This is a genomic window from Novosphingobium indicum (assembly GCF_014645195.1).
Lineage (GTDB): Bacteria > Pseudomonadota > Alphaproteobacteria > Sphingomonadales > Sphingomonadaceae > Novosphingobium > Novosphingobium indicum.
Genome location: NZ_BMLK01000010.1, coordinates 1 through 22214, shown reverse-complemented (window position 1 = coordinate 22214; position 22214 = coordinate 1). Strand labels below are relative to the sequence as shown.

Below are 22214 nucleotides of genomic sequence, written 5' to 3'. Positions count from 1 at the left end.
TGTAACGCAGCGATCAACCCTCGGCCACCCACTCGCGCCGCAAGGCAGGCCCGGCCAGCGCCATCAGCACGGCGGCAATCAGATAGAGGCCGAGCGACCACAGCATCGAATAGCGCAGCGCCTCGTTGCCGTAGAGCGGCGTCAGCGCGGTCGAGAACGCGCCAAGCGCATAGATGCCGCCGCCAAGACCGATCAGGTTGTTGATGAGCAGGAATAGCGCCGAAGCCGTCGCGCGCGCGGGCGGATCGACCAGATGCTGCACCGCGCTCGTCACCGGGCCGAGCCAGACATAGGCGAGCGCCTGCGGCAGGAGGAACAGCAGGAAGGCGAATAGCACGCTGGAAGTCCAGATACCGCCCGCAAAGAGCGGCACCGCGACGATGAAGGCCGTGGCCGGAACCCAGCCGTAGAAAGCCCGGTCGCCACTGCCGAGCTTGTCGGCCAAAGCCCCGCCGGAAAGCACCCCCACGGTCCCGCCGAGCAGCAGCACCGCGCCGATGAACCACGAGGTATGCACAAGGTCGAGGCCAAAGCTGCGCTGCAACAGGCTCGGCAGCCAGAAGGCCAGGCCATAGCCGAGCATCGAACTCGACGCCGCGCCGAAGCTGAGCAACCAGAACGCTTTCTTGCGCGCCAGCACTGCCGCCACGGCTCCAAGCCGGACCGACGGCACCACGGCCTCCCCGGCGGCAGGCTTGGGCTTGTCGCGCACGACCATGCGGAACAGCGGCGCGATCAGCAGCCCGGCGAAGCCCACGACGATGAAGGCCGCGCGCCAGTCCACCCGCGCCGCGACATATCCGCCAGCCAGCACGCCCAGCGCGGAGCCGAGCGGGATGCCGAGCGAATATACGGACAACGCAAAGGCGCGGCGGTGGCTGGGGAAGTGATCGCCGATCACGGCATAGGAGGGCGCAACGCCCCCCGCTTCACCCACGCCCACGCCCAGCCGGGCGAGGAAGATGTGCCAGAAGCCTTGCGCCAATCCGCAAACAGCCGTGAACAGGCTCCAAACCACCAGCGATCCGGTGATGACCCACGACCGGCTGGTCCGGTCCGCCAGCGACGCCAGCGGAACCCCGAGCGTCGAATAGAGAATGGCGAAGGCCAGACCGCCGAGCATCCCCATCTGCGCATCGTTCAGGCCAAGATCGGCCTGGATCGGCGCCGCGAGGATCGCAAGGATCTGCCGGTCGACGAAGTTGAACACATAGACGAGCAGCAGCATCGCCAGAACCAGATTGGGACTTGTGCCCCCTGCCCGTTTCGTCGTGTTCATCTCAGGTCACATGGTCCTTGCAGAACGCCTCGATCGCGGCGAGCGCCACCGGCTCGTCGAGAATGGGAGCGTGGCCGACACGCGGCACTTCGACACTGGCATAGGGCCCGGAGTGCCGCTGCGCCATCTCGCGTTCGGTTTCGCGGCTGAGCAGGTCCGACAGTTCCCCGCGCACGACGAGCACCGGCACCGCATCGAGCAGGTCCCACAGCGGCCAGAGGTCGGGTGGCACGGTCTGCGGATCGTCGCCCGCAATGCTTTCCGAGATCGCCGGATCGTAGGCGAAGACGACGCTGCCGTCGTCCTGCTCGTGGCAGGTGCGCTGCGCGAAGGCGAGCCAGTCCGCTCCGCCGAAGTCGGGAAAGGCCGGTGCGTTGACCGCGCGGCAGCGGGCGGCCGCCTCGGTCCAGTTGGCCATCGTCCCGGACGGGCCGACATAGCCCTGAATGCGGGCGATCCCGGCCGGATCGAGGACCGGACCGACATCGTTGAACACCACGCCCTGCGTCATGCCGGGCCGCAGCGCGTTCATCACCATGGCCATGAGCCCGCCCATCGAGGTGCCGATCCACCCGGCGCGCTCGATACCGAGGCCGTCGAGCAGGGCCAGCATGTCCTGCGCATAGACGTCGGGCCGGTACTGCGCGGGATCGGGGTCCCACTCGGACAGGCCGCGCCCGCGCTGGTCGGGCACGATCAGCCGGTAGCGCCCGGCCAGATGCGCCGCGAGCGGTTCGAAGTCGGCGTTGTTGCGCGTGAGGCCGTGCATCATCAGCAGCACCGGCGCGGCGGGATCGGCGGCCGGATAGTCGCGCGCGGCCAGCTCGAGCCGCCCGCAGGCGCTGCGATAGCGATGGTCGCGGTATTCCATGACCATGAATTCCTTTTCAGGCGTGAACGGCTGGCGGGCTTCCCTGGGGGTGTCAGGGAATGGGAAGCCCGCCAGTCGGAACCGGATCGCTCCGGCTCAGAGTTCCAGCGTCGCGGTCACGAAGACCTGGCGCGGATTGCCGTAGAAGGCCGTCAGCGTGCCTTCGGTTCCCAGCGTCGGGACGAGGCCGCCGGCACCGTCGGGCGCGACGAACGAGTAGCCCGAGGTCTTGTACTGCTTGTCGAACAGGTTCTTGCCGTGGACGCCCAGGCTCCAGAGGCCGCCCGGTGCAGTGTAGACCAGGCTCGCATCGACGAGCGCATAGCCCTTCTGATCGATGTAGGGATTGGGCACCTCGAACTGGTAGGTCTTCGAGCGGTAGGACACCGTCGAGCTGAACGAGAGGTCACCGTCGCCCACCGGTGTTTCGTAAGCGAGCGTCGCGCTACCGGTCCACTTCGGCGTGTTCTGTATCTCGCGCTGGTCGGCCACATCGACCGGGCCGGTCGCCGAGTTGGTGATGTATTCCTTGTAGCGCGCATTGATGTAGCCGAGCGAGCCGGTGAAGCTCAGGCGGTCACCCATCGCCGCAAGATCGCGTGCAATGCGGGCATTGGTCTCGAGCTCGACACCGTCGATCTTGGCCTTGCCGGCATTGGTGATGACGCCGCAGAACGTCGCAATGCCATCGACGGTGCAGCCCTGCGAACCGGGGATCTGCACGTCGTTGTAGTCCATGTGGAAGGCCGCCACGGCAACGTAGAGCCCGCCGTTGAACAGGTTGCCCTTGTAGCCGATCTCGTAGCTGTCGACCGATTCCGGACGGAAGCTGAGGTAATCCGCCACTTCGCTGTCCTGCCGGATACCATCGCCGTTAAGGTCCGGCGCATTGACGCCGACGCCGCGCGGGTCGAAGCCGCCGCCCTTGAAGCCCTGCGAGAAGCTGGCGTAGATGTTGTGATCCGGCGTCGGCTTGTAGCTGAGCGAGGCGCGCGGGGTGAACTTCTTGAAGGTCGCCTTGCCCGAGAAGTCGGTGCTCGGCGCGCCGAAGGGAACGCCGAGGCCGCCGAAGACCGGCGAACCGCCGCCGAGGTAGTTCTGGCGCAGAATGTTCGCCTTGCGCTCGTCCCAGGTATAGCGGCCGCCCAGCGCGAGGCTGATCTGGTCGGTGAAATCGAGCGTGACGTCACTGAAGATCGCGAAGGTCTCGGTATCGACATCGGCCTGGGTGAAGGCGGTGAAGCCCGGGAAGGTCGTGAACAGACGCACGTCGAACTGCGTGTCGGCCTTGGCCGACAGGTAGTACGCTCCGATCATGCCCTGGAACATGCCGCCGTCGTCGTAGAGCAGCTGGAATTCCTGGCTCGTCTGCTCGTTGCGGTAATAGGCCGGCACGTCGAGGTCGACGGCGGGGAGCGCGTCGAAGTCGATCGGCGAGGCGGAATCGTCCTTGCGCCATGCACTGATCGAGCGGAGCGTTACCGCATCGCTCAGTTCAGCGGTGGCGTTGATAGAGAAGCCATAGGCCTCGACGTACTGCTCCGGATCGATCAGGCCGCCTCGCGTGTCGTAAACGTCGTCCAGCACCGGCGTGCCCGAGGTGTAGCCCGGAATCAGGCGGTGGCCGCCGCGGGCATTGGAATTGTCCTTGGTATAGTCGCCCGAGATGCGGATCAGGACTGGCTCGCCATGGCCACCCAGTTCGAAGGTGCCGCGCGCGGCCCAGATGTCCTTGTTGTAGTTGTCCTCACCGGTCGTGAGGTTCTTGCCGAACCCGCCGCGCGAGAGGCGCGCCACCGAGCCGCCGACGCGCACGAGGTCGCTGATCGGCGCCGAGGCCGTCACGACGGCATCGGCCTGGTCATAGGTGCCGTAGGTCGCGCGGACCTTGAGGTAGGGCTCGTCCGAAAGCGGCTTGGTCACGTACTTCACCGCGCCGCCGATGGTGTTGCGGCCGTAGAGCGTGCCCTGCGGACCGCGCAGCACTTCGATGCGCTGGACGTCGTAGATGTCGAGCACCGCCGCCTGCGGGCGGTTGAGATAGACGTCGTCGAGATAGATGCCGACGCCCTGCTCGAAGCCCGAAACCGGATCCTGCTGACCGATGCCGCGGATGAAGGCTGAGAGCGTCGAGTTGGTGCCGCGCGAGGGCTCGAGCGTCACGTTGGGCGTGGTCTGGGCGATTTCGGTCACGTCGATCGCGCCCGACTTGGCAAGCTGGTCGCCGCTGAAGGTGGTGACGGCGATCGGCACGTCGACCAGCCGCTCTTCGCGGCGGCGCGCGGTCACGATGATCTCGCCACCTTCCTGCGGCGCTTCGGCTGCAGGCGGCGCATCCTGCGCCATGGCCGGGACCGCCAGACCGCCGGCCATGGCCAGCACACTCGTACCAATCGCGAAAATACGCGCCTTACGCATCACTCAGACTCCCAATGAACCTTATTCGTTGACGCCCCTCATATTGATAGTTGAACCATGTTTCAACTTTGAATGTTTGCCATGCCGTCAATCTGCGTATAGCTGTGGCTTTGTGACCACAGCAGACGCGAGCGAACCGACCCCGCCCAGCAAGGCGCCGCGCACCGAACGGGGGCGCAGGACCCTCCGTAAACTGCTCGACGCAGCCGCTATCGAATTCGGGGAAAAGGGTTTTCACGAAGCGTCGATCACCGGGATCACCCGCCGCGCCGGCACGGCGCTGGGCAGTTTCTATACCTACTTCGATTCGAAGGACGAGATCTTCCGCGCGCTGGTGGACGATCTCAGCGGCAAGGTCCGCGAGGCCGCGCGCGATGCCCTGCAGCACGAAGCGCCCGCACTGGACACCGAACGCGCGGCGCTGACCGCCTTTCTGCGCTTCGCGCGCGAGCACAAGGAAATCTACCGCATCATCGACGAGTGCGAATTCGTCGATCCGGACAGCTTCCGCCATCACTACGAGACGACCGCCCACCGCATGCACGAGCGCCTCGAGGAAGGCATGGCCCGCGGCGAACTGCGCGAAGGGCTGGGCGAGGCCCATGCCTGGGCGATCATGGGCATGAACGTTTTCCTGGGCCTGCGCTATGCCGTCTGGTCGGAAGAGGCCACGCCCGAGGAAGTGGCCGAACTCGCCAACTCGATCCTGCGCGAAGGCATCGCCCCACGCTCTTCGAACAAGGGCTGAGCGCCCTTCCCCGCCAAGACCGAGTGCCGCTGCAGACAGACCCCGCACGTCGGAAAGATTGACTCCACCCGCGATCCGTTTCTAGACACTTGTCTAGTTCCGTACGGGAGCGGGGAGACCTGAGCAATGACCACCACCAGCCCGGCCGATACGATCCATCGGCCCCTTTTCAATGCCGATGTGCTGGCCAATGCACTCAACACCGGTGGCAGCCGCCCCCTGCTCAAGCAGCTCGACGGACCGACGCTTTCGGTGAACGACATGCGCGACGAAACCAGCCGCTTCATGCAGGCGCTGCAGGCCGTGGGCGTGGAAGCCGGCGACCGCGTCTCGCTGATCGCGCCGAACATTCCCGAGTGCCTCCACATCACCCATGCGCTGCAGCTGCTCGCCGCGCTCTATGTGCCGATCCATCCGCTCTCGGCGCTGTCGGACCAGCTCAACGTGATCGGCGATGCCGGGGTGAAGGTCATGCTCTTCGATGCCGAACGCTTCGAAGGCCGCGCCGCCGAAATCCGGCGCGAGGTGCCCGGCATCCGCCTTCTGGCCATCGGCCGCAGCGAGCTGGCCCAGGACATCCATGAACTCGCCGCGAGCTTCGCGCCGCAAAAGCTGGTCCCGCCGCAGGTCGATGGCCACGACGTGACGCGGCTCGGCTATTCGGGCGGCACCACCGGCAAGCCCAAGGCGATCCCGAGCTGCCAGCGCTCAGGCTTCCTCACCGGGCTCTACATGCAGGCCGTGTGGGAATGGCCCGAACAGCCGAACATCCTCTCCTGCGCGCCGTTGACGCATGCTGGCGGGGCAATGTTCATGCCCGCGCTGCTGCGCGGCGGCACGTTCCTGATCCTGCCGCGCTTCGATCCGGTGCAGGTCATGGAAATGATCGAGGCGCACCGCATCAACTGCATGATGCTGGTACCGACGATGATCTATGCCCTGCTCGATCACCCGCGCTTCGACCAGTTCGACCTCTCCAGTCTGGAAACGATCTTCTACGGCGCCTCGGCAATCAGCCCGGCGCGGCTCAAGGAAGCGATCGAGCGCATCGGCCCGGTCTTCGCGCAGTTCTACGGGCAGGCGGAAGCGCCGATGGTGATCAGCTACATGCGCAAGGCGGACCATGATCCGAACGACCTGAACCGGCTTGCCAGCTGCGGCCTGCCCAGCCCCTGGATACGCCTTGAACTGCACGACAGCGACGGCAATCCGGTACCCGATGGAGAGCCGGGCGAAATCGTCGTGCAGGGGCCGCTGGTGATGGACGGCTACCGCGATCCCGAGTTGACCGCCGAAGCTTTCAAGGGCGGCTGGCTGCATACCGGCGACGTTGCCGTGCGCGATCCCGACGGCTTCCTGCGCATCGTCGACCGCACCAAGGACATGATCATCTCGGGCGGCTTCAACATCTACCCGCGCGACATCGAGAACGTGATCGCCGAGCACCCCGCCGTTGCCGAAGTCGCGGTGATCGGCGTGCCGCACGAGAAGTGGGGCGAGGCGGTCCACGCGGTGATCGTCCTCAAGCCCGGCACCAGCGCCAGCGAGGAAGAGCTGTGCGGCCCTGTCGCCGCGCGCAAGGGCAACTACCAGGCGCCCAAGTCGGTGGCGTTCGTTGAGGCCATTCCGCAGACGCCCGTCGGCAAGCCCGACAAGAAGGCCCTGCGCGCGCAGTATGCGCAGGCAGCCACAGCGACATAACCGTCGTCCCAGCGCAGGCTGGGATGACGTTTTGGGGCGTTAACTTTTTCCTGCAGCCAGTCCTGCTGCGGGACGCCCGGGCATGCATACTGGCGGTTTACCCCGTCTTAGGCGATGATGCTCCAAAGAAACTCAGGGATTCGCTTCAGGAATTCGCCAAGGAACGGGCCAAGTGGACGGACGCATTTTTCTCGCATCGGGCTTCATCGCCCTCGCTGCCGTCGCCGGCGTGCTGGTCATGGCGGCATCGCCATCGACACCGGAGCCTGCCTCGCTGGCCGAAGCGAACGTCGCTGCCACCAAGGCTGCCGAACCTGCGGCGCAAGCCCCTGCCCTCGCCTCCAAGCCCGAAGAGAAGCCGGAAGTCGCCGCCAAGGACGAGCCTTTCGTCATCAAGCGCATCCTGCCGATCGACGGACCGATCAAGTACGGCGATTGGCACTGGGACGAGACAAACGTGCCCGACGGCCCCATCGTGATCACCGTCGACCTCGATGCGCGCGTGCTCTCGGTCTTCAAGAGCGGTTACGAGATCGGCGCGACCGCCGTGCTGCTGGGCACCGAAGACAAGCCGACCCCGCTGGGCGTATTCCCGATCACCCAGAAGGACATCGACCACGTCTCGAACATCTACACCGGCGCGCCGATGCCCTACATGCAGCGGCTGACCGACGACGGCATCACCCTGCATGGATCCAACGTGGAGCTGGGTTATGCCAGTCACGGCTGCATCGGCATGCCCGATCCTTTCGCGGCCAAGCTCTACAAACTCACCAAGCTGGGCGACAAGGTCTACATCACCCGCGGCAAGCAGGTCGGCCTTGGTGACAGCCTCGAAGGCTCCTCGTAAGCCTCAGGTCTTGCGCTTCGCGGCCCTGACCGGCGCTTTGGCAAAGCTCCAGCCGCCTGCATTGGGGCGCACCACCAGATTGCCGATCGAGGCCGGGCGCCCTTCCGCCAGCGCATCGTAGAGCCGGGCCACGCCGCTCCCGCGCGGTTCCTCGCCATCGAGGTCGTGCACGATCCTCGCGATCACCCGCAGCACAACGGCACGCGGTGCCTGCGGACGATATTTGAGGCCCATCGGCTCTTTCTTCACACAGGAGCGCCATTCGAGCGCGGCCATCCATTCGAGCGCATCGTCGGCTTCGGCAAGGTGGGCTGCGCTGCGGGCAACGGCATAAACGTCGATCCAGTCCGCCTCGGCCAGCGCCTTGCGCATGCGCACCCGGTCGAAACGGTCGTCGCTGTTGCTGGGGTCCTCGGCCGCGGTCAGACCTGCGGCGCGGACGACGTCGCCCAGTTCGGCGCGGCGCCATTCCAGCACCGGCCGCAGCAACGGGATCGCGGTGCCCGGCACCCTGCCCCGCGCCCGTGCCCCGGCAAGCCCGGCAACGCCGCTCGCCCGATTGAGCCGCATCAGCAGCGTCTCGGCCTGATCGTCCGCCTGATGGGCGGTGGCGAGCGCGGCAAGCCCGCGTTCCTCCACCCACTCGGCCAGCGCGGCATAGCGGGCCATGCGCGCCTCGGCCTGCAGATTGCCCGGTGCCACGTCCACGGGCAGGATCGCGTGCGGCACGCCCAGTGCCTCACAGACCCGTGCGACTTCGGCAGCCTCTGCTCCCGCTTCGGGGCGCAAGCCGTGATCGACCGTCGCTGCCTCGACCCGGCCCGGCAAGGCGGCATGGGCCAATACGAGCAGGGCGAGACTGTCGGGCCCGCCGGACACGGCAAGCCCCAGTTTCATCGCGTCTTCGTCGATCCTTTCCGGCCAGAGCGCTTCCAGACCGGTACGAAACCGGTCCAGTGCATCGTCGGTCAGGCCGAGATCAGCTGCAGTTGAGCCCATTGCGCGTGGAATTGTAGAGGCTTTGCAGACGCCCGGCAGCCTCGGTCGCATAAGTCTCGCTGAATTCGGCGAGCGCGATGCAGGCACGTTTGGTGTCCTTCATCTGCTTCATCGTGACCGCCAGATAGAGCAGGCTGTCGGAGGCACGTTCACCGCGCTTGTCGGTCTGGTAGTTCTGCAGGAACCACTTGGCGGCTTCACTCGGATTGCCATCGTCGAGATAGGCGCGCCCCAGCAGATTGCGGCCCCAGCTCGCCCGGCGATGCTTGGGATACTTCTGCAGGAACAGCTTCAGCTGCTGCTCGGCCTCCGGGTAGAACTTGGCCTCCCACAAACGGTAGCCGTAGACGTACTCGTCATCGCCCGGATCATCGGTCTGCGGCTTGACGATGGCCTGGACCGCCGCGACGCGCGTGGAAGGCGGCGGCGCAGGCTTGGTTTCCGCCGGTGCGGCAGCCGCTGGCTGCGCCGAGGCACCATCCGTCATCGCATCGAGGTTGGACTGTGCCGCAGGCTGCGCGGTAGCCGCAGGTGTTGTCGTAGCCGCTGCCGGCTGCGACCCGCCGGCAAGCTTCGCTTCAAGCTGGTCGATGCGGTTGGTGTTCAGCTCGATCTGCGAGGTGAGCCGCGCCATTTGCGTCTCGACCGCGTCCATGCGGGTCAGCAGATCGGAAACTGCGGTCGTGGCCGGCTGGCCCGGCGTTCCGGTCGGCGTCGGCGTCGGCGCGATTTCGGGCTCGAAGAACTTGCCGTCCGGACCGGGGAAGACCTTGCGCTGCAGCGCGCGCACTTCGGCCTCGACCTTCTTCAGCCGGGTATCGACATTGTCCTGGGCCATCGCCGGCACGGCGCCCGCAACCAGCATCGCACCCGCGGCCGCCGTTGCCAGAAACCGTGCGAACCGCACATCCCCAAGTGAAGCTTTCATCACCAATACCACTCCGTATCAGACCGTTGCCTGCCCGTTATGCGCGCCTTTCTGGCAGAAACCGGCGGAACGGGAAATTAACCAAGGTGTTGCCGCAAGCGCCAGCGCCTGTCGAGGCCCGCTATTCGGAATCCGTGGAAACCGGCGCCGGAGCCGAGGTCTGCGGCGCAGGACTGGCGCTCGGCGTCGACGCCGCAGCCGTCGCACTCGGCGAGGGCCTGGGGCTCGGCGTCGATTGGGCTGCCGGGCTGCGCGTGGCAGTCGGGCGCGGCGTAGGCTGCGCGGTGGCGCGGCTCGTCGGGCTCGCTGCGGGCGCAGGCGTAGTTGGCCGCGGCCGCGGGTTCGGCGTGGGCGCAGGTGTCGGAGCCCGCATTGTCGCCGAACTCGGCACAGGCGCAGGACGCGTTGCGGTCGGAGACGGCCTCGGCGAAGGCGTTGTCCGTGACACTGGTGCCTCACGGAGCGGCGCTGTAGCCGCCGCCGGCTGCGGACCGGCTTGCGGCTGCTCGACACCCAGCAGATCGGCCGCCACGAGCGAAATGCCCGATACCGTCTTGGGCTCGTTGGCGAGCGCGCCTAGATCCTTGCTGCCCACGCTTACACGCAGGGCATCCGGGCGGCCCGTGCGCAGTTCCGGAGACTTTGCATCGTCCGGCACCGTCCAGCGCTCGTCCCTGGACATTTCCTTCTCGAGCAGCCTGTTGCCATCGGCATCGGTCACCCGAAGCCACACGTTATCGGACGTAGCGGTCAGCACGACCGGCCCAGTCGGCGAGGCAACCTGCGGAGCGGGCGCTGCCACCGGCCCCGGCTGCGGCGCTGCGGTCTGCTCGGCGATGAGATCGGGCAGCTTGCCTTCGGGCGAGAGGAAGTTGCTCCAGAACAGCAGCAGCACACCGATCACCACAACGGCGGCGCCGGCCGCGATCCAGGCCAGCCGTACCGGCGGTACCCGCGCGGGATCGCCCGGCTCGAAATGGGTTTCGGGCTGGGTGTGGTAAGCTTCTTCCGCATCGAGGTGCTTGCGGACATCGTCGGCGATCTCGGCCTCGTTCAGCCCCAGCGCGCGTGCATAGGCCCGGGTGAAACCGACGGCATAAGTCCGGGCGGCAAGATCCCCGAAGCGATCCTCCTCAATCGCAATGAGGTGACGTTCGGCGATCTTGGTCTGGGAAGCGATATCGGCGCGGCTGAGCCCCGCCGCCTCGCGCGCCTTGCGCAATCGGCTGCCGGCAGTCGACACCTGTCCTGCCTCCCCCTGACCGTCGATATTCTCGCTGTCCATTCGGCTCCCGAAGACTATTAGTTTTCTGAAATGTGTAGGCAGATCACAACCAAACCGTCCCACCGCCCAAAGTCAATCGCAAGGCGGTGAAACCGTGGAATATATTCCGTCCTAAGCGGTCAGCCGCGCGATCTACGGGCCGAAAACGACCCTGGGATGTCAGTCGACGAGAATATCCCGCTCCGACGCCCACTCCGACAGTGTCGTCCGCAGGTTTTCCGGCGGCGCGGCAAGCCAGCCTTCCATGGCGGCCTCGATCTCGCGCAGATCGACCCGACCGATGATCTCCTTGATCGGTCCGACCGAGGCCGGCGTGATCGACAGCCGGCGCACGCCTAGCCCCAGCAGCGCCAGCGCTTCCAGCCTGCGCCCGCCCATCTCGCCGCACACGCTGATATCGATGTTGAATCCGTCAAGGTTGCGCACGACCCGGCGGATGAAGCGCAGGATCGCGGGGCTTAGCCAGTCGTAGCGTTCGGCCAGCTTCGGGTTCGAACGGTCCGCGGCGAACAGGAACTGGGTCAGGTCGTTGGTGCCGATCGACAGGAACGAAATCTTCGGCGCCAGCAGGTCGAGCTGCTCGGCCAGGGCCGGCACTTCCAGCATGACCCCGTAACGGATCGCCTCGGGCAGGATCTTCTTCTGCTGCTTGAGATAGGCAAGTTGCCCGTCGAACACCGCCTTGGCCTCATCGAATTCCCAGGGCTCGGCAACCATCGGGAACATGACGTGAAGCGTGCGTCCTGCAGCAGCCTCCAGCAGCGCACGCGCCTGCGCCTTGAGCAGGCCGTCGCGTTCGAGCGCCACACGCAGCGCACGCCAGCCCATGGCCGGGTTCTCCTCGCCCTCGCCATCGTCGTGACGCAGGTAGGGCAAAGTCTTGTCGCCGCCGATGTCGACCGTGCGGAACACGACCGGCTTGTCTCCTGCCGCATCCATCACGTCACGGTAAAGCCGCGTCTGGCGCTCGCGCTGGGGAAGCGTTGCGGAGACGAGGAACTGGAACTCGGTGCGGAACAGACCGATGCCGTCGGCGCCGGTCAGGCTCAGGTTGGCCATGTCGTCACGCAGGCCGGCGTTCATCTTGACGTAGACGCGCTGACCGTCGCGCGACACCGGCTTGACGTCGCGCAGAGCCGCATAGACGGCCTGCCGCTCGCGGGTCTTGGCGAAGCGGGCCTCGAAAGCCTCGACTGCCCCCGGCGACGGCCGCACGGTCGCGGTCGCCTGATCGGCATCGAGCAGCAGCTGATCGCCTTCGCGCACGACCGCCCGCAACCCGCGCACACGGCCGAGAACGGGAACGCCCATGGCGCGCGCCACGATCACCACGTGGCTGGTGAGCGAGCCTTCTTCGAGGATCACGCCCTTCAGGCGGCGGCGATCGTATTCGAGAAGTTCGGCAGGGCCGAGGTTGCGCGCGATCAGGATGGCATCGCTGCGCAGACCCATCGATGCAGCCGTGCCGAGCTGACCCGAGACGATCCGCAACAGGCGGTTCGCAAGGTCCTCCAGGTCGTGCATGCGATCCGCCAGCAGCGGGTCGTCGATCTGGCGCATGCGCATGCGTGTGCGCTGCTGCACACGTTCGATGGCAGCTTCGGCGGTCAGACCGGAATCGATGGCTTCGTTGATGCGCCGCGTCCAGCCTTCGTCGTAGGCGAACATACGGTAGGTCTCGAGCACTTCGTCGTGCTCGCCGCCCACGCCGAACTCGGCCTGCCCGGCCATGCGGTCGATCTGCTCGCGCATCTTGTCGAACGCGAGGATGACGCGCTGGCGCTCAGCCTCGGTATCCTCGGCAACGACATGCTCGATCGTGACGCGCGGCTGGTGGAACACCGCCTGCCCTGCGCCCAGCCCCTTCACGAGCGTGAGACCATGCAACTGTTCGGGCCCGGTCTGCGCCGCACCGAGCGAGAAAGCGTATTCCTCGTCGATGAGGTCCGCGTTGACGATCAGTTCGGACAGCACCATCGCCACCGTCTGCAGCGCCTCGATCTCGACCTCTTCGTAGCGGCGCGGATCGACATGCTGCACGCAAAGCACGCCAACGGCGCGCTCACGGCGCACGATGGGAACGCCGGCGAACGAGTGGAACTTCTCTTCGCCCGTTTCCGGACGATAGGAAAAGTCGGGATGCGCGGCGGCCTCTGCGAGGTTGAGGGTCTCTATGTGCTCGGCAATCGTGCCGACGAGACCCTCCCCCACCGCCATGCGGGTGACGTGCACAGCTTCCTGCGCCAGGCCGCGCGTCGCGAACAGTTCCAGCATCCCCTCGCGCAGGAGATAGATCGAGCAGACCTCGCTATCGAGGCACTCGCCGATCACTTCCACCACGTTGTTGAGCTTGGCTTGCGCATGACTGCGCGACGCCATCACCTCGTGGAGGCCCGTGAGGATGTTTCTGGCTGATGCTACGGCTCCGCTGGTCATGCCTATGCAAGTAAACCAAAGAGCGTTCTTTGGGAACGCAGCGGAACCGAGAATTCAGCTCATTCCGACGATATTACTCAAATGATCGGAAGATCGGCGGTCAGAACCGCTGGATCTCCTCCTTGAGTCTGAGCTTTCGCTTCTTGAGGGCCTGGATCACCACGGCATCAGGCATCGGGCGGCTCATCTCGTCATGAAGCTGCCGTTCGATACCGGCATGCTTGAGCTGCAGGGCGCTGATGTGTGAACTCTCCATGGATCGTTCTCCTCTAGGGGCCGAACCTGTCATTATGACCCGATGCCGAATAGACCCGGATTGGCGACTCGGCTTCTCGTCGTCCGGCGCGAAATGATGGAAGCATATTCAGGCCATCTTGCGAAGAGAGCTAATGCTTCATATCGGTGAATTGCATGAATCCTGCGTTCGGCAGGAGAAGGCCCCCACGCGTTGCCGTCCATGCCTGCGGGCACGGACGGACGCGATCAGACTGAGGAATTTCGGCCCGTGACCGAAGAGGAAATGCGCAAGCGCCTCGAAGTTCTGCGAATTGAGCATCGCGATCTCGACGCGGCCATCGACGCGTTGATGGCCGCCGGCGCGGGCGACCAGATGCAGGTGGCCCGGCTGAAAAAGCGCAAGCTCAAGCTGAAGGACCAGATCATCCAGATCGAGGACTATCTGATCCCCGACATCATCGCCTGATCGCCCCTCGCGCCCCGGGAAAGCCCGTCCGGCTCACGGCCTGTTTCACCGCGCAAAACCGCCCTTCGAAACGTTCCGATCAGGGACAAGTGCAAGTTTGCTCCGGTTTTTTACCTTCAGGCAGTTGCCGCAGAGTCGCGGTTCGGAAATATGAACGCAATATGTCCGAGCCCGTCACCATAAATCCACTCATCATCGAAACGCTCTATTGCGAAGCGCTCGTCCTGTCGGATGAGGTCCGCAATGCTTTCACGTTGTCGGGCCGGCTCGAAGGCAACAGGAACGACGAGGATCTCGCGCGCGTGGCTCTGTCCAGCGAAGGCCTGCGCACGACCACGCGGATGATGCATGCGATTGCCTGGCTGCTCAATCATCGTGCCTTCTTCATGGGCGAGATCAGCAACTACCAGTTGCACCGGCAGGGACATCTCTCGCCCGATCTGCGGGAATCGCAGCCCGACCAGCTGGCCATGCTCGCGCCGGCCACAATAGACCTGGTGGAAGCCACGCGCCGCTTCTACGACCGCCTGCTGCGGCTCGACGACGCCTGGCGCCACAGCGAGGAAGGCCGCCCGAGCGCCATCCACTCGCTGTGCGAAAAGATCGAACGGCGCCTCGCGAGCTGACTCGCAGCATCGCCTGCGATCGCAGACCGATCAGACCGTTTCGAGCGCCCTGGCCCAGCCTTTCACCCGCGCGTCGCGCACCTCCGAGGGCATCGCCGGGGCAAAGGTCTCCCGCTTCCCGCTCATTGCGGCGGCGGCCTCTCCCAACGATCCGAACAGGCCCGCGCCCAGCCCTGCCAGCATCGCGGCGCCCAGCGCAGTGGTCTCGATAAACACCGGGCGCTCGACCGGGAGCGCCAGCACATCGGCCAGATCCTGCGCCATCCAGTCGTTGGCGCTCATGCCGCCGTCGATGCGCAGCATGGTCCAGCGCGCATCATCGGCGGCAAAGGCCTCGGCAAGGTCGCGCGTCTGCATCGCCATCGCTTCGAGCGCCGCGCGGGCGAGATGCGCCCGCGTTGTCGCGAAAGTGCATCCGGTAATCGCCGCGCGCGCATCGGCCCGCCAGTGCGGGGCACCCAGCCCGGCGAGCGCGGGCACGATCACCACGCCGCCGCTGTCCGGGACCGAGCGGGCAAGATCCTCGGTCTCGGTCGCGGCATCGATCAGGCCGAGGCTGTCGCGCAGCCACTGCACCAGACTGCCCGCCACGAAGACCGAACCCTCCAGCGCATAGGTCCGCTCCCCACCCAGCTGCCAGAGCACGGTCGCCAGCAGGCGGTGCGCGGAGGACGGTACCGTAGAGCCCATGTTGGCCAGCACGAATGCGCCGGTCCCGTAAGTCGCCTTGGTCTCGCCAACGGTGAGACACCCCTGACCCACCGTCGCGGCCTGCTGATCGCCTGCCATCCCGGAAATGGGGATCGGCGCGCCCAGCCATTCGGGCAGGGCCGTACCGATCTCCCCGGCGCAATCGCAGATTTCGGGCAAGGCGCCGCGCGGAACGCCGAAGAGGTCGCACAGCCCCTCGTCCCACCCGTTCGCAGCCAGCCCCATCAGGCTGGTGCGCGAGGCATTGCTGGCATCACTGCGGTGCGCGCCGCCGGTAAACTTCCAGAGCAGCCACGATTCCACCGTGCCCAGCGCCAACCGGCCCGCTTCTCTCGCAGCCCGTACCTCCGGCACATGCTCGAGCATCCAGCCCATCTTGGTTGCCGAGAAGTAGGGATCGAGAACCAGCCCGGTCTCGGCCTGCACCGCGCCCTCGTGCCCCGCGTCGCGCAGGGCCTCGCAGACAGGTGCGGTCCGGCGGTCCTGCCAGACGATGGCGCGCGTCAGCGGCTTACCGCTCGCCTTGTCCCAGGCGACCACGGTCTCGCGCTGGTTGGCAATGCCGATGGCCGCGATCCGGTCCGCGCCGCCCACCTGCGTCACCGCCTGCCGCGCGCAGGCGAGCACGCCTTGCCAGATCTCCTCGGCATCGTGCTCGACCCGGCCCGGTTGCGGATAATGCTGCGTCAACGGACGCTGGGCGACGGCGCGCACCGTTCCGTCGGGCGCGAACACCATGGCGCGGTTGGATGTCGTTCCCGCATCGATCACGAGGATCGCATCGCCTTCGCTCATTCCCTCACCCGGCATTCGTCTCTCCACAGCGTCGTGCCGAGGTCCAAGCACGATTTGACTTCCCTTAGCCTCCTGCTTCGCATGGGTCGACACGGCGCCCGCCAGCGCCCATATCGCGGCCATGGACGCATCCCGCGACATCGACAGGCCCTATGCCCTCGCCGAACAGATCGGCCCCCTCGTGCGCCGCGTGCTCGCGCGCAATCCCTCGCCGTTCACCTACACCGGCACGCAGACCTACCTCGTCGGTGATGGTGCGGACGTGGCGGTGATCGATCCCGGCCCGGACGATGCCGAACACCTCGACGCGCTGATCGAAGCCATCGGCGATGCCAGTATCGTGGCGATCTGCTGCACCCACACGCACCGCGACCACTCGCCCGCCGCCACACCGCTCGCTGAAAGGACCGGCGCGCCGATCATCGGCTGCGCGCCGCTGACGCTCGAAGACGACGGCCCGCGCGCCGATGCCGCCTTCGATCCCACCTACCGCCCCGAACGCGTCCTGACCGACGGTGAGACGCTGACGGGCGAAGGATGGACGCTGACCGCCATCGCCACACCCGGCCACACATCAAACCATGTGTGCTTCGCACTGGAAGAGACCGGCGCGGTATTCACCGGCGATCACGTTATGGGCTGGTCGACAAGCGTAGTCTCCCCGCCCGACGGTGACATGACCGCCTATCTCGCCAGCCTGCAGAAGCTGCACGAGCGCACGCAGGATACCGTCTATTACCCCGCCCACGGCCCCGAAGTGACAAAGCCGCGCCAGCTCGTGCGCGGGATGATCGGCCACCGCCGCCAGCGCGAAAAGCAGATCCAGCGCCAGATCGAAGCCGGACGCACGCGAATCACCGACATGGTGCCGCACATGTACAAGGGTGTGGACGAACGGCTTTGGCCGGCAGCGGGACGCTCGGTTCTGGCGCACCTGATCGATCTGGAAAAGCGTGGTATTACAGCGCGCCGCGAAGACGAGTGGACGCTTGTCGCCTCCCGATAGATGTTCGTCGACAAGTAATTCTCAAGTACTCGAACATCGGATACTCTCCCCCCCCATAGCTAGGGTGGAGAGAAGTCATGGCAACTGCTGCCGGGGTGCGCGCTGCGCGCCTCTCGTTCTGGGCAAAGATGGCGATCGGCATCTCTGCCTTTATCGTGTTCGGATTTGCACAGTTCGGCCTGCGCGGCATGGTCGATTATGTTCATGCCCCGATGGTCATGCACGCGCACGGCGTGGCGATGCTGGCATGGCTCTCGCTGCTGATTACGCAATCGGTGCTGGTCGGCCGCGGCAGTCGCGCCCTGCACATGCGGCTGGGCTGGGCAAGCGCGGCGATGCTGCCCGCCATCGTCATCCTGGCGAGCCTGACCTGCTTCGCGGCGCTGCGCGCGGGTATCTTTCCGCCGTTCTTCACGCCCGCCTACTTCCTGGCGCTCATTCATGTCAGCGTGGTGCTGTTCGCCGCGCTCGTTGCCACGGCCATTTCCCGGCGCGGGCAGAAGGACTGGCACAAGCGGCTGATGATCGGCTCCACCATCCTGCTGATGGAACCCGCGCTCGGCCGCGTCCTGCCGATGCCCTTCATCATGCCGTGGGGCGAGTGGCTCTCCATGGTCATTCAGCTCGGCGTCTTCGCCCTCATCGTCCGGCATGACCGCAAGGAGCTGGGGTTCGTCCATCCGGCGACTTTGGCCGTGGGCCTCGCCATCGTGCTTTCGCACGTAGTGGTGGAACTGCTCGCGATCACCCCGGCATGGATTGCCTTCACGGCGCGCATCATCGCTGCCTGACCTGCAATTTCCCCTTGGGTCCTGCGCGCTCCGTCCCTAGATAGGCGGCTCTTCCGGCGAGCGAGACCGGAAGCGCAGGACAAGAGGAACACCATGACCGTAATGCCCGCCGACCTTACCGGCATCGACGTACGCGCCGAGATCGAGCGGCTGCGCAAGGAACGCAACGCGGTCATCCTCGCGCACTATTACCAGAAGCCGGAAATTCAGGACCTTGCCGATTTCGTGGGCGACAGCCTCGAACTGAGCCGCAAGGCCGCCGAAACCGATGCCGACGTCATTGCCTTTTGCGGCGTGAAGTTCATGGCCGATACCGCCAAGATCCTCAGCCCCGAAAAGATCGTGGTGCTGCCTGACATGGACGCCGGCTGCAGCCTCGAAGACTCTTGCCCGCCCGAGAAGTTCAAGGCTTTCCGCGAAGCGCATCCCGATCACATCGCGCTCACCTACATCAACTGCTCGACCGAGGTGAAGGCGCTGTCCGACGTAATCGTCACCAGCTCCAGCGCCGAAACGATCCTGCAGCAGATCCCCAAGGACCAACCGATCATCTTCGGCCCCGACCGGCATCTGGGCGGCTACCTCTCGCGCAAGTTCGACCGGCCGATGCTGCTCTGGCCGGGCGTGTGCATCGTCCACGAGGCGTTCAGCGAAACCGAGCTGCTCAAGCTCAAGGCCAAGCACCCCGACGCGCCGATCGCCGCGCACCCTGAATGCCCGCCGACCATCGTCGACCATGCGGACTATGTCGGCTCGACCAGCGGCATCCTGAAATATGCCAACGAGATCGAAGGCGACACGCTGATCGTCGCCACCGAGCCGCACATCATTCACCAGATGGAACGCGCGCTGCCGAACAAGACCTTCATCGGTGCGCCGGGCGCAGACGGCAACTGCAACTGCAACATCTGCCCCTACATGGCGCTCAACACGCTCGAGAAGCTCTACCTCGCCCTGCGCGACCTGCAGCCGCGGATCGAAATGGACGAAGACCTGCGCCTCGCCGCGAAGAAGAGCCTCGACAAGATGCTCGAAATGGCAAGCAGCACGGTCGGCAAGGGGGACCTGGGGGCCCGCTGAGCCGGCTTCAGACTTCGCGCCACTCCCCCGGCGCGATCCCGTCGAGCGTCCAGTCGCCCACGCGCCAGCGCACCAGCCGCAGCGTGGGAAGGCCGACTGCCGCCGTCATGCGGCGCACCTGGCGGTTGCGGCCTTCGCGGATGGTGAGTTCGATCCAGCAGTCGGGCACCGATTTGCGAAAGCGCACCGGCGGGGTGCGCGGCCACAGGTCGGGGGCGTCGATGCGGTGCACTCCGGCAGGACGCGTCATGCCGTCCTTGAGCCGCACACCCTTGCGCAGGGCATCGAGCGCCGCCTCGTCCGGCTCGCCTTCCACCTGCGCCAGATAGGTCTTGGCCGTCTTGAACTTCGGATCGGCGATGCGCGCCTGCAGGCGGCCATCGTCGGTCAGCAGCAGAAGCCCTTCGCTGTCGCGGTCCAGTCGCCCTGCCGGATAGACGCCCGGCACATCGATGAAGTCCGAAAGCGTCGCGCGCGGACTGGGCGACTTCGCGTCGGTGAACTGTGAAAGCACCTCGTAGGGCTTGTTAAAGAGGATCAGGCGCGCCATCGGACTAGGGCCTGTCGCCAAGCCGCGCCATCACCAGCGCGCTGGCCAGCAGGATCATGCCCACGACGTCGAGCGGGGTCAGCACTTCGCCGAAGGCCAGCCAGCCGACGGTCGAGGACACGGCGGGCTGGGTCAGCAGGGCGAGCCCGATCACCAGCGGCGGGAAGTGGCGCAGCGAATAGATCAGCAGCCCCTGCCCCATGAGCTGGCTGGAAAAGGCGAGCGCGATGAGCGGCGTCCAGTTCTCCGGCATGATCGCCTCGCCGCGCAGCAGCGAGATGCCCAGCATCACCGGCGCACTGGCGAAGATCGAGACCGAGAGCACCGAGAACTGCCCGAGCCGGGCCCGCGCCGCGTTCAGCATCAGGATGTAGAAGGCGTAGAAGAACCCGGCGAGCGCGCAGAACAGGTCGCCGATCAGGTTTGCCCGGCTGATCTCCAGCGACCCACCCATCAGCAGCCCGGCCCCGCCCAGCGCGGAGAGGATCGCGGTCACTTCCAGCAGCCGCGGCGACCGCCGCGCGGCGATCAGCCCCCAAGCCATCAGGATCACGCTGCCGCTGTTACCGAACAGCGAGGCATTGCCGAGCTTGGTCGTCTCGATGCCGACATGCCAGCTCGCCAGATCGAGCGCGAAGAATACCCCACCGCCCAGCACGAGCGCCAGCGCCATGCCCCTGACCCGACGCTGCCCCACCGGCTCGCGCGCGGAGAGTACCAGCAGCACCGGCAGTGCGAGGCTCAGCCGCCAGAAGCCGGCCGCCACCGGCCCGGTATCGGCCAGCCGCACCAGCCAAGGCCCCAGCGCCAGCGCGAAGTTCGCCGCCAGCAGCGCCGCGAGATGACGCGCGGTCCAGTCGTGTCCGGGTCTGTGGGGGGCAGCGGGGGCGTCGGCCATCGCCGTGCCCTAGGGCCTCGCCCGCCCGCCCGCAACACGCTTATGCGGCAGCGAAAATCGCGCTAGGGAAACAATTGCCGGTTTCGCGATCTGTGACCGGGGGAGGTTTTCCGCGATGCTCGCCAACTTGCGTTCCAACTGGCTCTCGATTCGTGCCAGCTACTGGTTCTACCCCGCGCTCTTTGCCGCGGGCGGGCTCTTGCTGGCGCTGCTGCTGGTCCATCTCGACCGGATCGGCGCAGCGGAGTGGCTGAGCCGGTCGCACTGGATCGTGCCCGCCCAGCCGGATGGGGCGAACAACATCCTCACCGTGCTGTCGGGCTCGATGATCGGGGTGGCTTCCACCGTGTTCTCGATCACCATTGCCGCGGTCGCCTATGCCAGCGGCAACTACGGCCCGCGCCTGCTGACCAACTTCATGGAGGACAAGGGCAACCAGTTCAGCCTGGCGATGTTCATCGGCACTTTCGTCTACGCCATCACCGTGCTGCGCGCGGTGCGCGGGGGCGACGAGGCGCCGGGCGGGATGCCTCTGGCCGTGCTCGACGGCGGCGGCTTCGTGCCGCAACTGGCGCTGCTGGTGGCTTTCGCGCTGATGAACGCCTCGGTCGGCGTGCTCGTCTATTTCCTCCACCACATCCCGGCGAGCATCCGCATCAATACCGTGCTGGAGAACATCGGCGCGCGCCTGCTGCACGAGATCGAGAACCGCTTTCCCGAGGAAGGCGAGTCCGATCCGCCGGTCCGCGCCGTCGCCCGCGGCGACTATGTGTGTGCGCACCGCACCGGCTACGTCCGCCTGATCGAGCTGGGCGCACTGGTCGATTGCGCGCGCAAGCACGAGATCGCCGTGTCGCTCGAAGTTCGCCCCGGCGACTTCGTCTATCCCGGCATTGCCATCGCCCGCACCGATGCCACGCGCCTGCCCGACGGCGTCGCCGATGCCGTGCGCGATACCTTTGCCTTCGGCTCCTCGCGCACGCCGGAGATGGACCTCGAATTCTCCATCGACGAACTGGTCGAGATCGCCCTGCGCGCGCTGTCGCCCGGCATCAACGATGCTTTTACCGCGATCACCGCGACCCACTGGCTGGGCGCTGCGACCGCAGAGCTGGGGCGGCGAAACCTCGATGCGGAAAGCTGGAACACGATGGGCGAGACCTGCCCGGTGGCGACGCCGCAGAACGACTTCGCGCACTTCCTCCAGCGCGGTTTCGCCGCGGCGCGCAGCGGCTTTGCGACGAACCGGCTGGCGGCGCTTGTGGCGCTGGAAACGCTCGCCGAAGTAGCCGGGCAAGTGCGCGGCAGCCACCGCCGGGCCTTGCTGGAACGCGAGGTCCGGCTGCTGGTCGAGCAGGCCGAGGAGCACCTCGTCGGCCCGGACATCGCCGATGTGCGCCAGCGCCACGCCGAAGTCCGGGCCGCATGGGCCTGATGAACGTCTAGGCGGCGCGGATAAATGCGCGCCGCCTGATACCAAGACTCTCTGATCACGACCCATGCGCCCACTGGCGCAAGCCGATGGACATGATGCGCCAT

General features: G+C 66.2%; 20 protein-coding genes. 9 read left to right on the top strand and 11 right to left on the bottom strand.

Translation table 11 applies throughout. The annotated features are described in order from the left end of the window. Positions 1-13: 13 nt before the first annotated feature. The 3 genes from IEX64_RS11730 to IEX64_RS11720 all read right to left on the bottom strand — a co-directional run bounded on the left by IEX64_RS11730 (position 14) and on the right by IEX64_RS11720 (position 4568). Positions 14-1279, bottom strand: a complete 1266-nt coding sequence (locus tag IEX64_RS11730) for a spinster family MFS transporter (RefSeq protein WP_188819864.1) — start codon at positions 1277-1279, stop codon at positions 14-16. A 1-nt stretch (position 1280) separates the two neighbouring features. Continuing rightward, on the bottom strand, positions 1281-2150 hold the full coding sequence (locus IEX64_RS11725; RefSeq protein WP_188819863.1) for an alpha/beta fold hydrolase: 870 nt from the start codon (positions 2148-2150) through the stop codon (positions 1281-1283). 96 nt (positions 2151-2246) lie between these two features. Next, positions 2247-4568 carry a TonB-dependent receptor gene (locus IEX64_RS11720; RefSeq protein WP_188819862.1) on the bottom strand — a complete coding sequence of 774 codons (2322 nt, stop codon included), beginning with the start codon at positions 4566-4568 and terminating at the stop codon, positions 2247-2249. A 112-nt stretch (positions 4569-4680) separates the two neighbouring features. On the opposite strand from IEX64_RS11720, the gene IEX64_RS11715 reads away from it, so the two are divergent. From IEX64_RS11715 to IEX64_RS11705, 3 genes are all read left to right on the top strand, one after another. Beyond that, positions 4681-5316 carry a TetR/AcrR family transcriptional regulator gene (locus IEX64_RS11715; RefSeq protein WP_188819861.1) on the top strand — a complete coding sequence of 212 codons (636 nt, stop codon included), beginning with the start codon at positions 4681-4683 and terminating at the stop codon, positions 5314-5316. 126 nt (positions 5317-5442) lie between these two features. Further along, positions 5443-7017 carry an AMP-binding protein gene (locus tag IEX64_RS11710; protein WP_188819860.1) on the top strand — a complete coding sequence of 525 codons (1575 nt, stop codon included), beginning with the start codon at positions 5443-5445 and terminating at the stop codon, positions 7015-7017. 172 nt (positions 7018-7189) lie between these two features. Further along, a complete protein-coding gene (locus IEX64_RS11705; protein WP_188819859.1) occupies positions 7190-7867 on the top strand; it encodes a L,D-transpeptidase family protein in 678 nt (225 codons plus the stop codon). Positions 7868-7870: 3 nt separating this feature from the next. Here IEX64_RS11705 and tilS read toward each other — a convergent pair whose 3' ends face one another. From tilS to IEX64_RS11680, 5 genes are all read right to left on the bottom strand, one after another. Beyond that, positions 7871-8866, bottom strand: a complete 996-nt coding sequence (gene tilS / locus IEX64_RS11700) for a tRNA lysidine(34) synthetase TilS (RefSeq protein ID WP_188819858.1) — start codon at positions 8864-8866, stop codon at positions 7871-7873. Continuing rightward, the gene (locus IEX64_RS11695; RefSeq protein WP_188819857.1) at positions 8847-9794 is read right to left on the bottom strand and encodes a tetratricopeptide repeat protein; all 948 of its coding nucleotides are present in this window, start codon (positions 9792-9794) and stop codon (positions 8847-8849) included. The genes tilS and IEX64_RS11695 overlap by 20 nt, the downstream gene beginning before the upstream one ends. 121 nt (positions 9795-9915) lie before the next feature. Beyond that, a complete protein-coding gene (locus IEX64_RS11690; protein ID WP_188819856.1) occupies positions 9916-11079 on the bottom strand; it encodes a RodZ domain-containing protein in 1164 nt (387 codons plus the stop codon). Between the two features lie 159 nt (positions 11080-11238). Next, positions 11239-13515: a phosphoenolpyruvate--protein phosphotransferase gene (gene ptsP, locus IEX64_RS11685; RefSeq protein WP_188819855.1), complete on the bottom strand. Its 2277-nt coding sequence runs from the start codon at positions 13513-13515 to the stop codon at positions 11239-11241. A 100-nt stretch (positions 13516-13615) separates the two neighbouring features. Continuing rightward, positions 13616-13771, bottom strand: a complete 156-nt coding sequence (locus tag IEX64_RS11680) for a YdcH family protein (RefSeq protein WP_188819854.1) — start codon at positions 13769-13771, stop codon at positions 13616-13618. Between the two features lie 249 nt (positions 13772-14020). Here IEX64_RS11680 and IEX64_RS11675 point away from each other — a divergent pair, with 249 nt between their 5' ends. Both IEX64_RS11675 and IEX64_RS11670 read left to right on the top strand, forming a co-directional pair. After that, complete coding sequence (locus IEX64_RS11675; RefSeq protein WP_188819853.1) at positions 14021-14218, top strand: YdcH family protein; 198 nt, start codon at positions 14021-14023, stop codon at positions 14216-14218. A 161-nt stretch (positions 14219-14379) separates the two neighbouring features. Further along, positions 14380-14844, top strand: coding sequence for a DUF1465 family protein (locus IEX64_RS11670; protein ID WP_188819852.1), 465 nt, complete (start codon positions 14380-14382; stop codon positions 14842-14844). A 30-nt stretch (positions 14845-14874) separates the two neighbouring features. On the opposite strand, the gene glpK is transcribed toward IEX64_RS11670, so the two are convergent. Further along, positions 14875-16365, bottom strand: coding sequence for a glycerol kinase GlpK (gene glpK / locus IEX64_RS11665; RefSeq protein ID WP_373290141.1), 1491 nt, complete (start codon positions 16363-16365; stop codon positions 14875-14877). A gap of 106 nt (positions 16366-16471) precedes the next feature. Between glpK and IEX64_RS11660 the strand changes: the two genes are divergently transcribed. The 3 genes from IEX64_RS11660 (at position 16472) to nadA (ending at position 19227) form a co-directional block, all read left to right on the top strand. Further along, positions 16472-17356, top strand: coding sequence for an MBL fold metallo-hydrolase (locus IEX64_RS11660; protein ID WP_188819851.1), 885 nt, complete (start codon positions 16472-16474; stop codon positions 17354-17356). A gap of 77 nt (positions 17357-17433) precedes the next feature. Continuing rightward, positions 17434-18147, top strand: a complete 714-nt coding sequence (locus tag IEX64_RS11655) for a hypothetical protein (protein WP_188819850.1) — start codon at positions 17434-17436, stop codon at positions 18145-18147. A 93-nt stretch (positions 18148-18240) separates the two neighbouring features. After that, complete coding sequence (gene nadA / locus IEX64_RS11650; RefSeq protein ID WP_188819849.1) at positions 18241-19227, top strand: quinolinate synthase NadA; 987 nt, start codon at positions 18241-18243, stop codon at positions 19225-19227. Positions 19228-19234: 7 nt separating this feature from the next. Here nadA and IEX64_RS11645 read toward each other — a convergent pair whose 3' ends face one another. After that, positions 19235-19777, bottom strand: a complete 543-nt coding sequence (locus IEX64_RS11645) for a pseudouridine synthase (RefSeq protein ID WP_188819848.1) — start codon at positions 19775-19777, stop codon at positions 19235-19237. Positions 19778-19781: 4 nt separating this feature from the next. Continuing rightward, positions 19782-20675, bottom strand: a complete 894-nt coding sequence (locus IEX64_RS11640; protein WP_188819847.1) for a DMT family transporter — start codon at positions 20673-20675, stop codon at positions 19782-19784. Between the two features lie 115 nt (positions 20676-20790). On the opposite strand from IEX64_RS11640, the gene IEX64_RS11635 reads away from it, so the two are divergent. Beyond that, entirely contained in the window at positions 20791-22110 is a 1320-nt protein-coding gene (locus IEX64_RS11635; protein ID WP_188819846.1) for a DUF2254 domain-containing protein, read from the top strand. Positions 22111-22214 lie beyond the last annotated feature (104 nt).

Coding starts and splice junctions, on each gene's coding strand:
- IEX64_RS11730 (WP_188819864.1), bottom strand. CDS start 1,279: ATGAACACGACGAAACGGGCAGGGGGCACAAGTCCCAATCTGGTTCTG.
- IEX64_RS11725 (WP_188819863.1), bottom strand. CDS start 2,150: ATGGAATACCGCGACCATCGCTATCGCAGCGCCTGCGGGCGGCTCGAG.
- IEX64_RS11720 (WP_188819862.1), bottom strand. CDS start 4,568: ATGCGTAAGGCGCGTATTTTCGCGATTGGTACGAGTGTGCTGGCCATG.
- IEX64_RS11710 (WP_188819860.1), top strand. CDS start 5,443: ATGACCACCACCAGCCCGGCCGATACGATCCATCGGCCCCTTTTCAAT.
- tilS (WP_188819858.1), bottom strand. CDS start 8,866: ATGGGCTCAACTGCAGCTGATCTCGGCCTGACCGACGATGCACTGGAC.
- IEX64_RS11695 (WP_188819857.1), bottom strand. CDS start 9,794: ATGAAAGCTTCACTTGGGGATGTGCGGTTCGCACGGTTTCTGGCAACG.
- IEX64_RS11690 (WP_188819856.1), bottom strand. CDS start 11,079: ATGGACAGCGAGAATATCGACGGTCAGGGGGAGGCAGGACAGGTGTCG.
- ptsP (WP_188819855.1), bottom strand. CDS start 13,515: ATGACCAGCGGAGCCGTAGCATCAGCCAGAAACATCCTCACGGGCCTC.
- IEX64_RS11680 (WP_188819854.1), bottom strand. CDS start 13,771: ATGGAGAGTTCACACATCAGCGCCCTGCAGCTCAAGCATGCCGGTATC.
- IEX64_RS11670 (WP_188819852.1), top strand. CDS start 14,380: ATGTCCGAGCCCGTCACCATAAATCCACTCATCATCGAAACGCTCTAT.
- glpK (WP_373290141.1), bottom strand. CDS start 16,365: ATGCCGGGTGAGGGAATGAGCGAAGGCGATGCGATCCTCGTGATCGAT.
- IEX64_RS11660 (WP_188819851.1), top strand. CDS start 16,472: ATGGACGCATCCCGCGACATCGACAGGCCCTATGCCCTCGCCGAACAG.
- IEX64_RS11655 (WP_188819850.1), top strand. CDS start 17,434: ATGGCAACTGCTGCCGGGGTGCGCGCTGCGCGCCTCTCGTTCTGGGCA.
- nadA (WP_188819849.1), top strand. CDS start 18,241: ATGACCGTAATGCCCGCCGACCTTACCGGCATCGACGTACGCGCCGAG.
- IEX64_RS11645 (WP_188819848.1), bottom strand. CDS start 19,777: ATGGCGCGCCTGATCCTCTTTAACAAGCCCTACGAGGTGCTTTCACAG.
- IEX64_RS11640 (WP_188819847.1), bottom strand. CDS start 20,675: ATGGCCGACGCCCCCGCTGCCCCCCACAGACCCGGACACGACTGGACC.
- IEX64_RS11635 (WP_188819846.1), top strand. CDS start 20,791: ATGCTCGCCAACTTGCGTTCCAACTGGCTCTCGATTCGTGCCAGCTAC.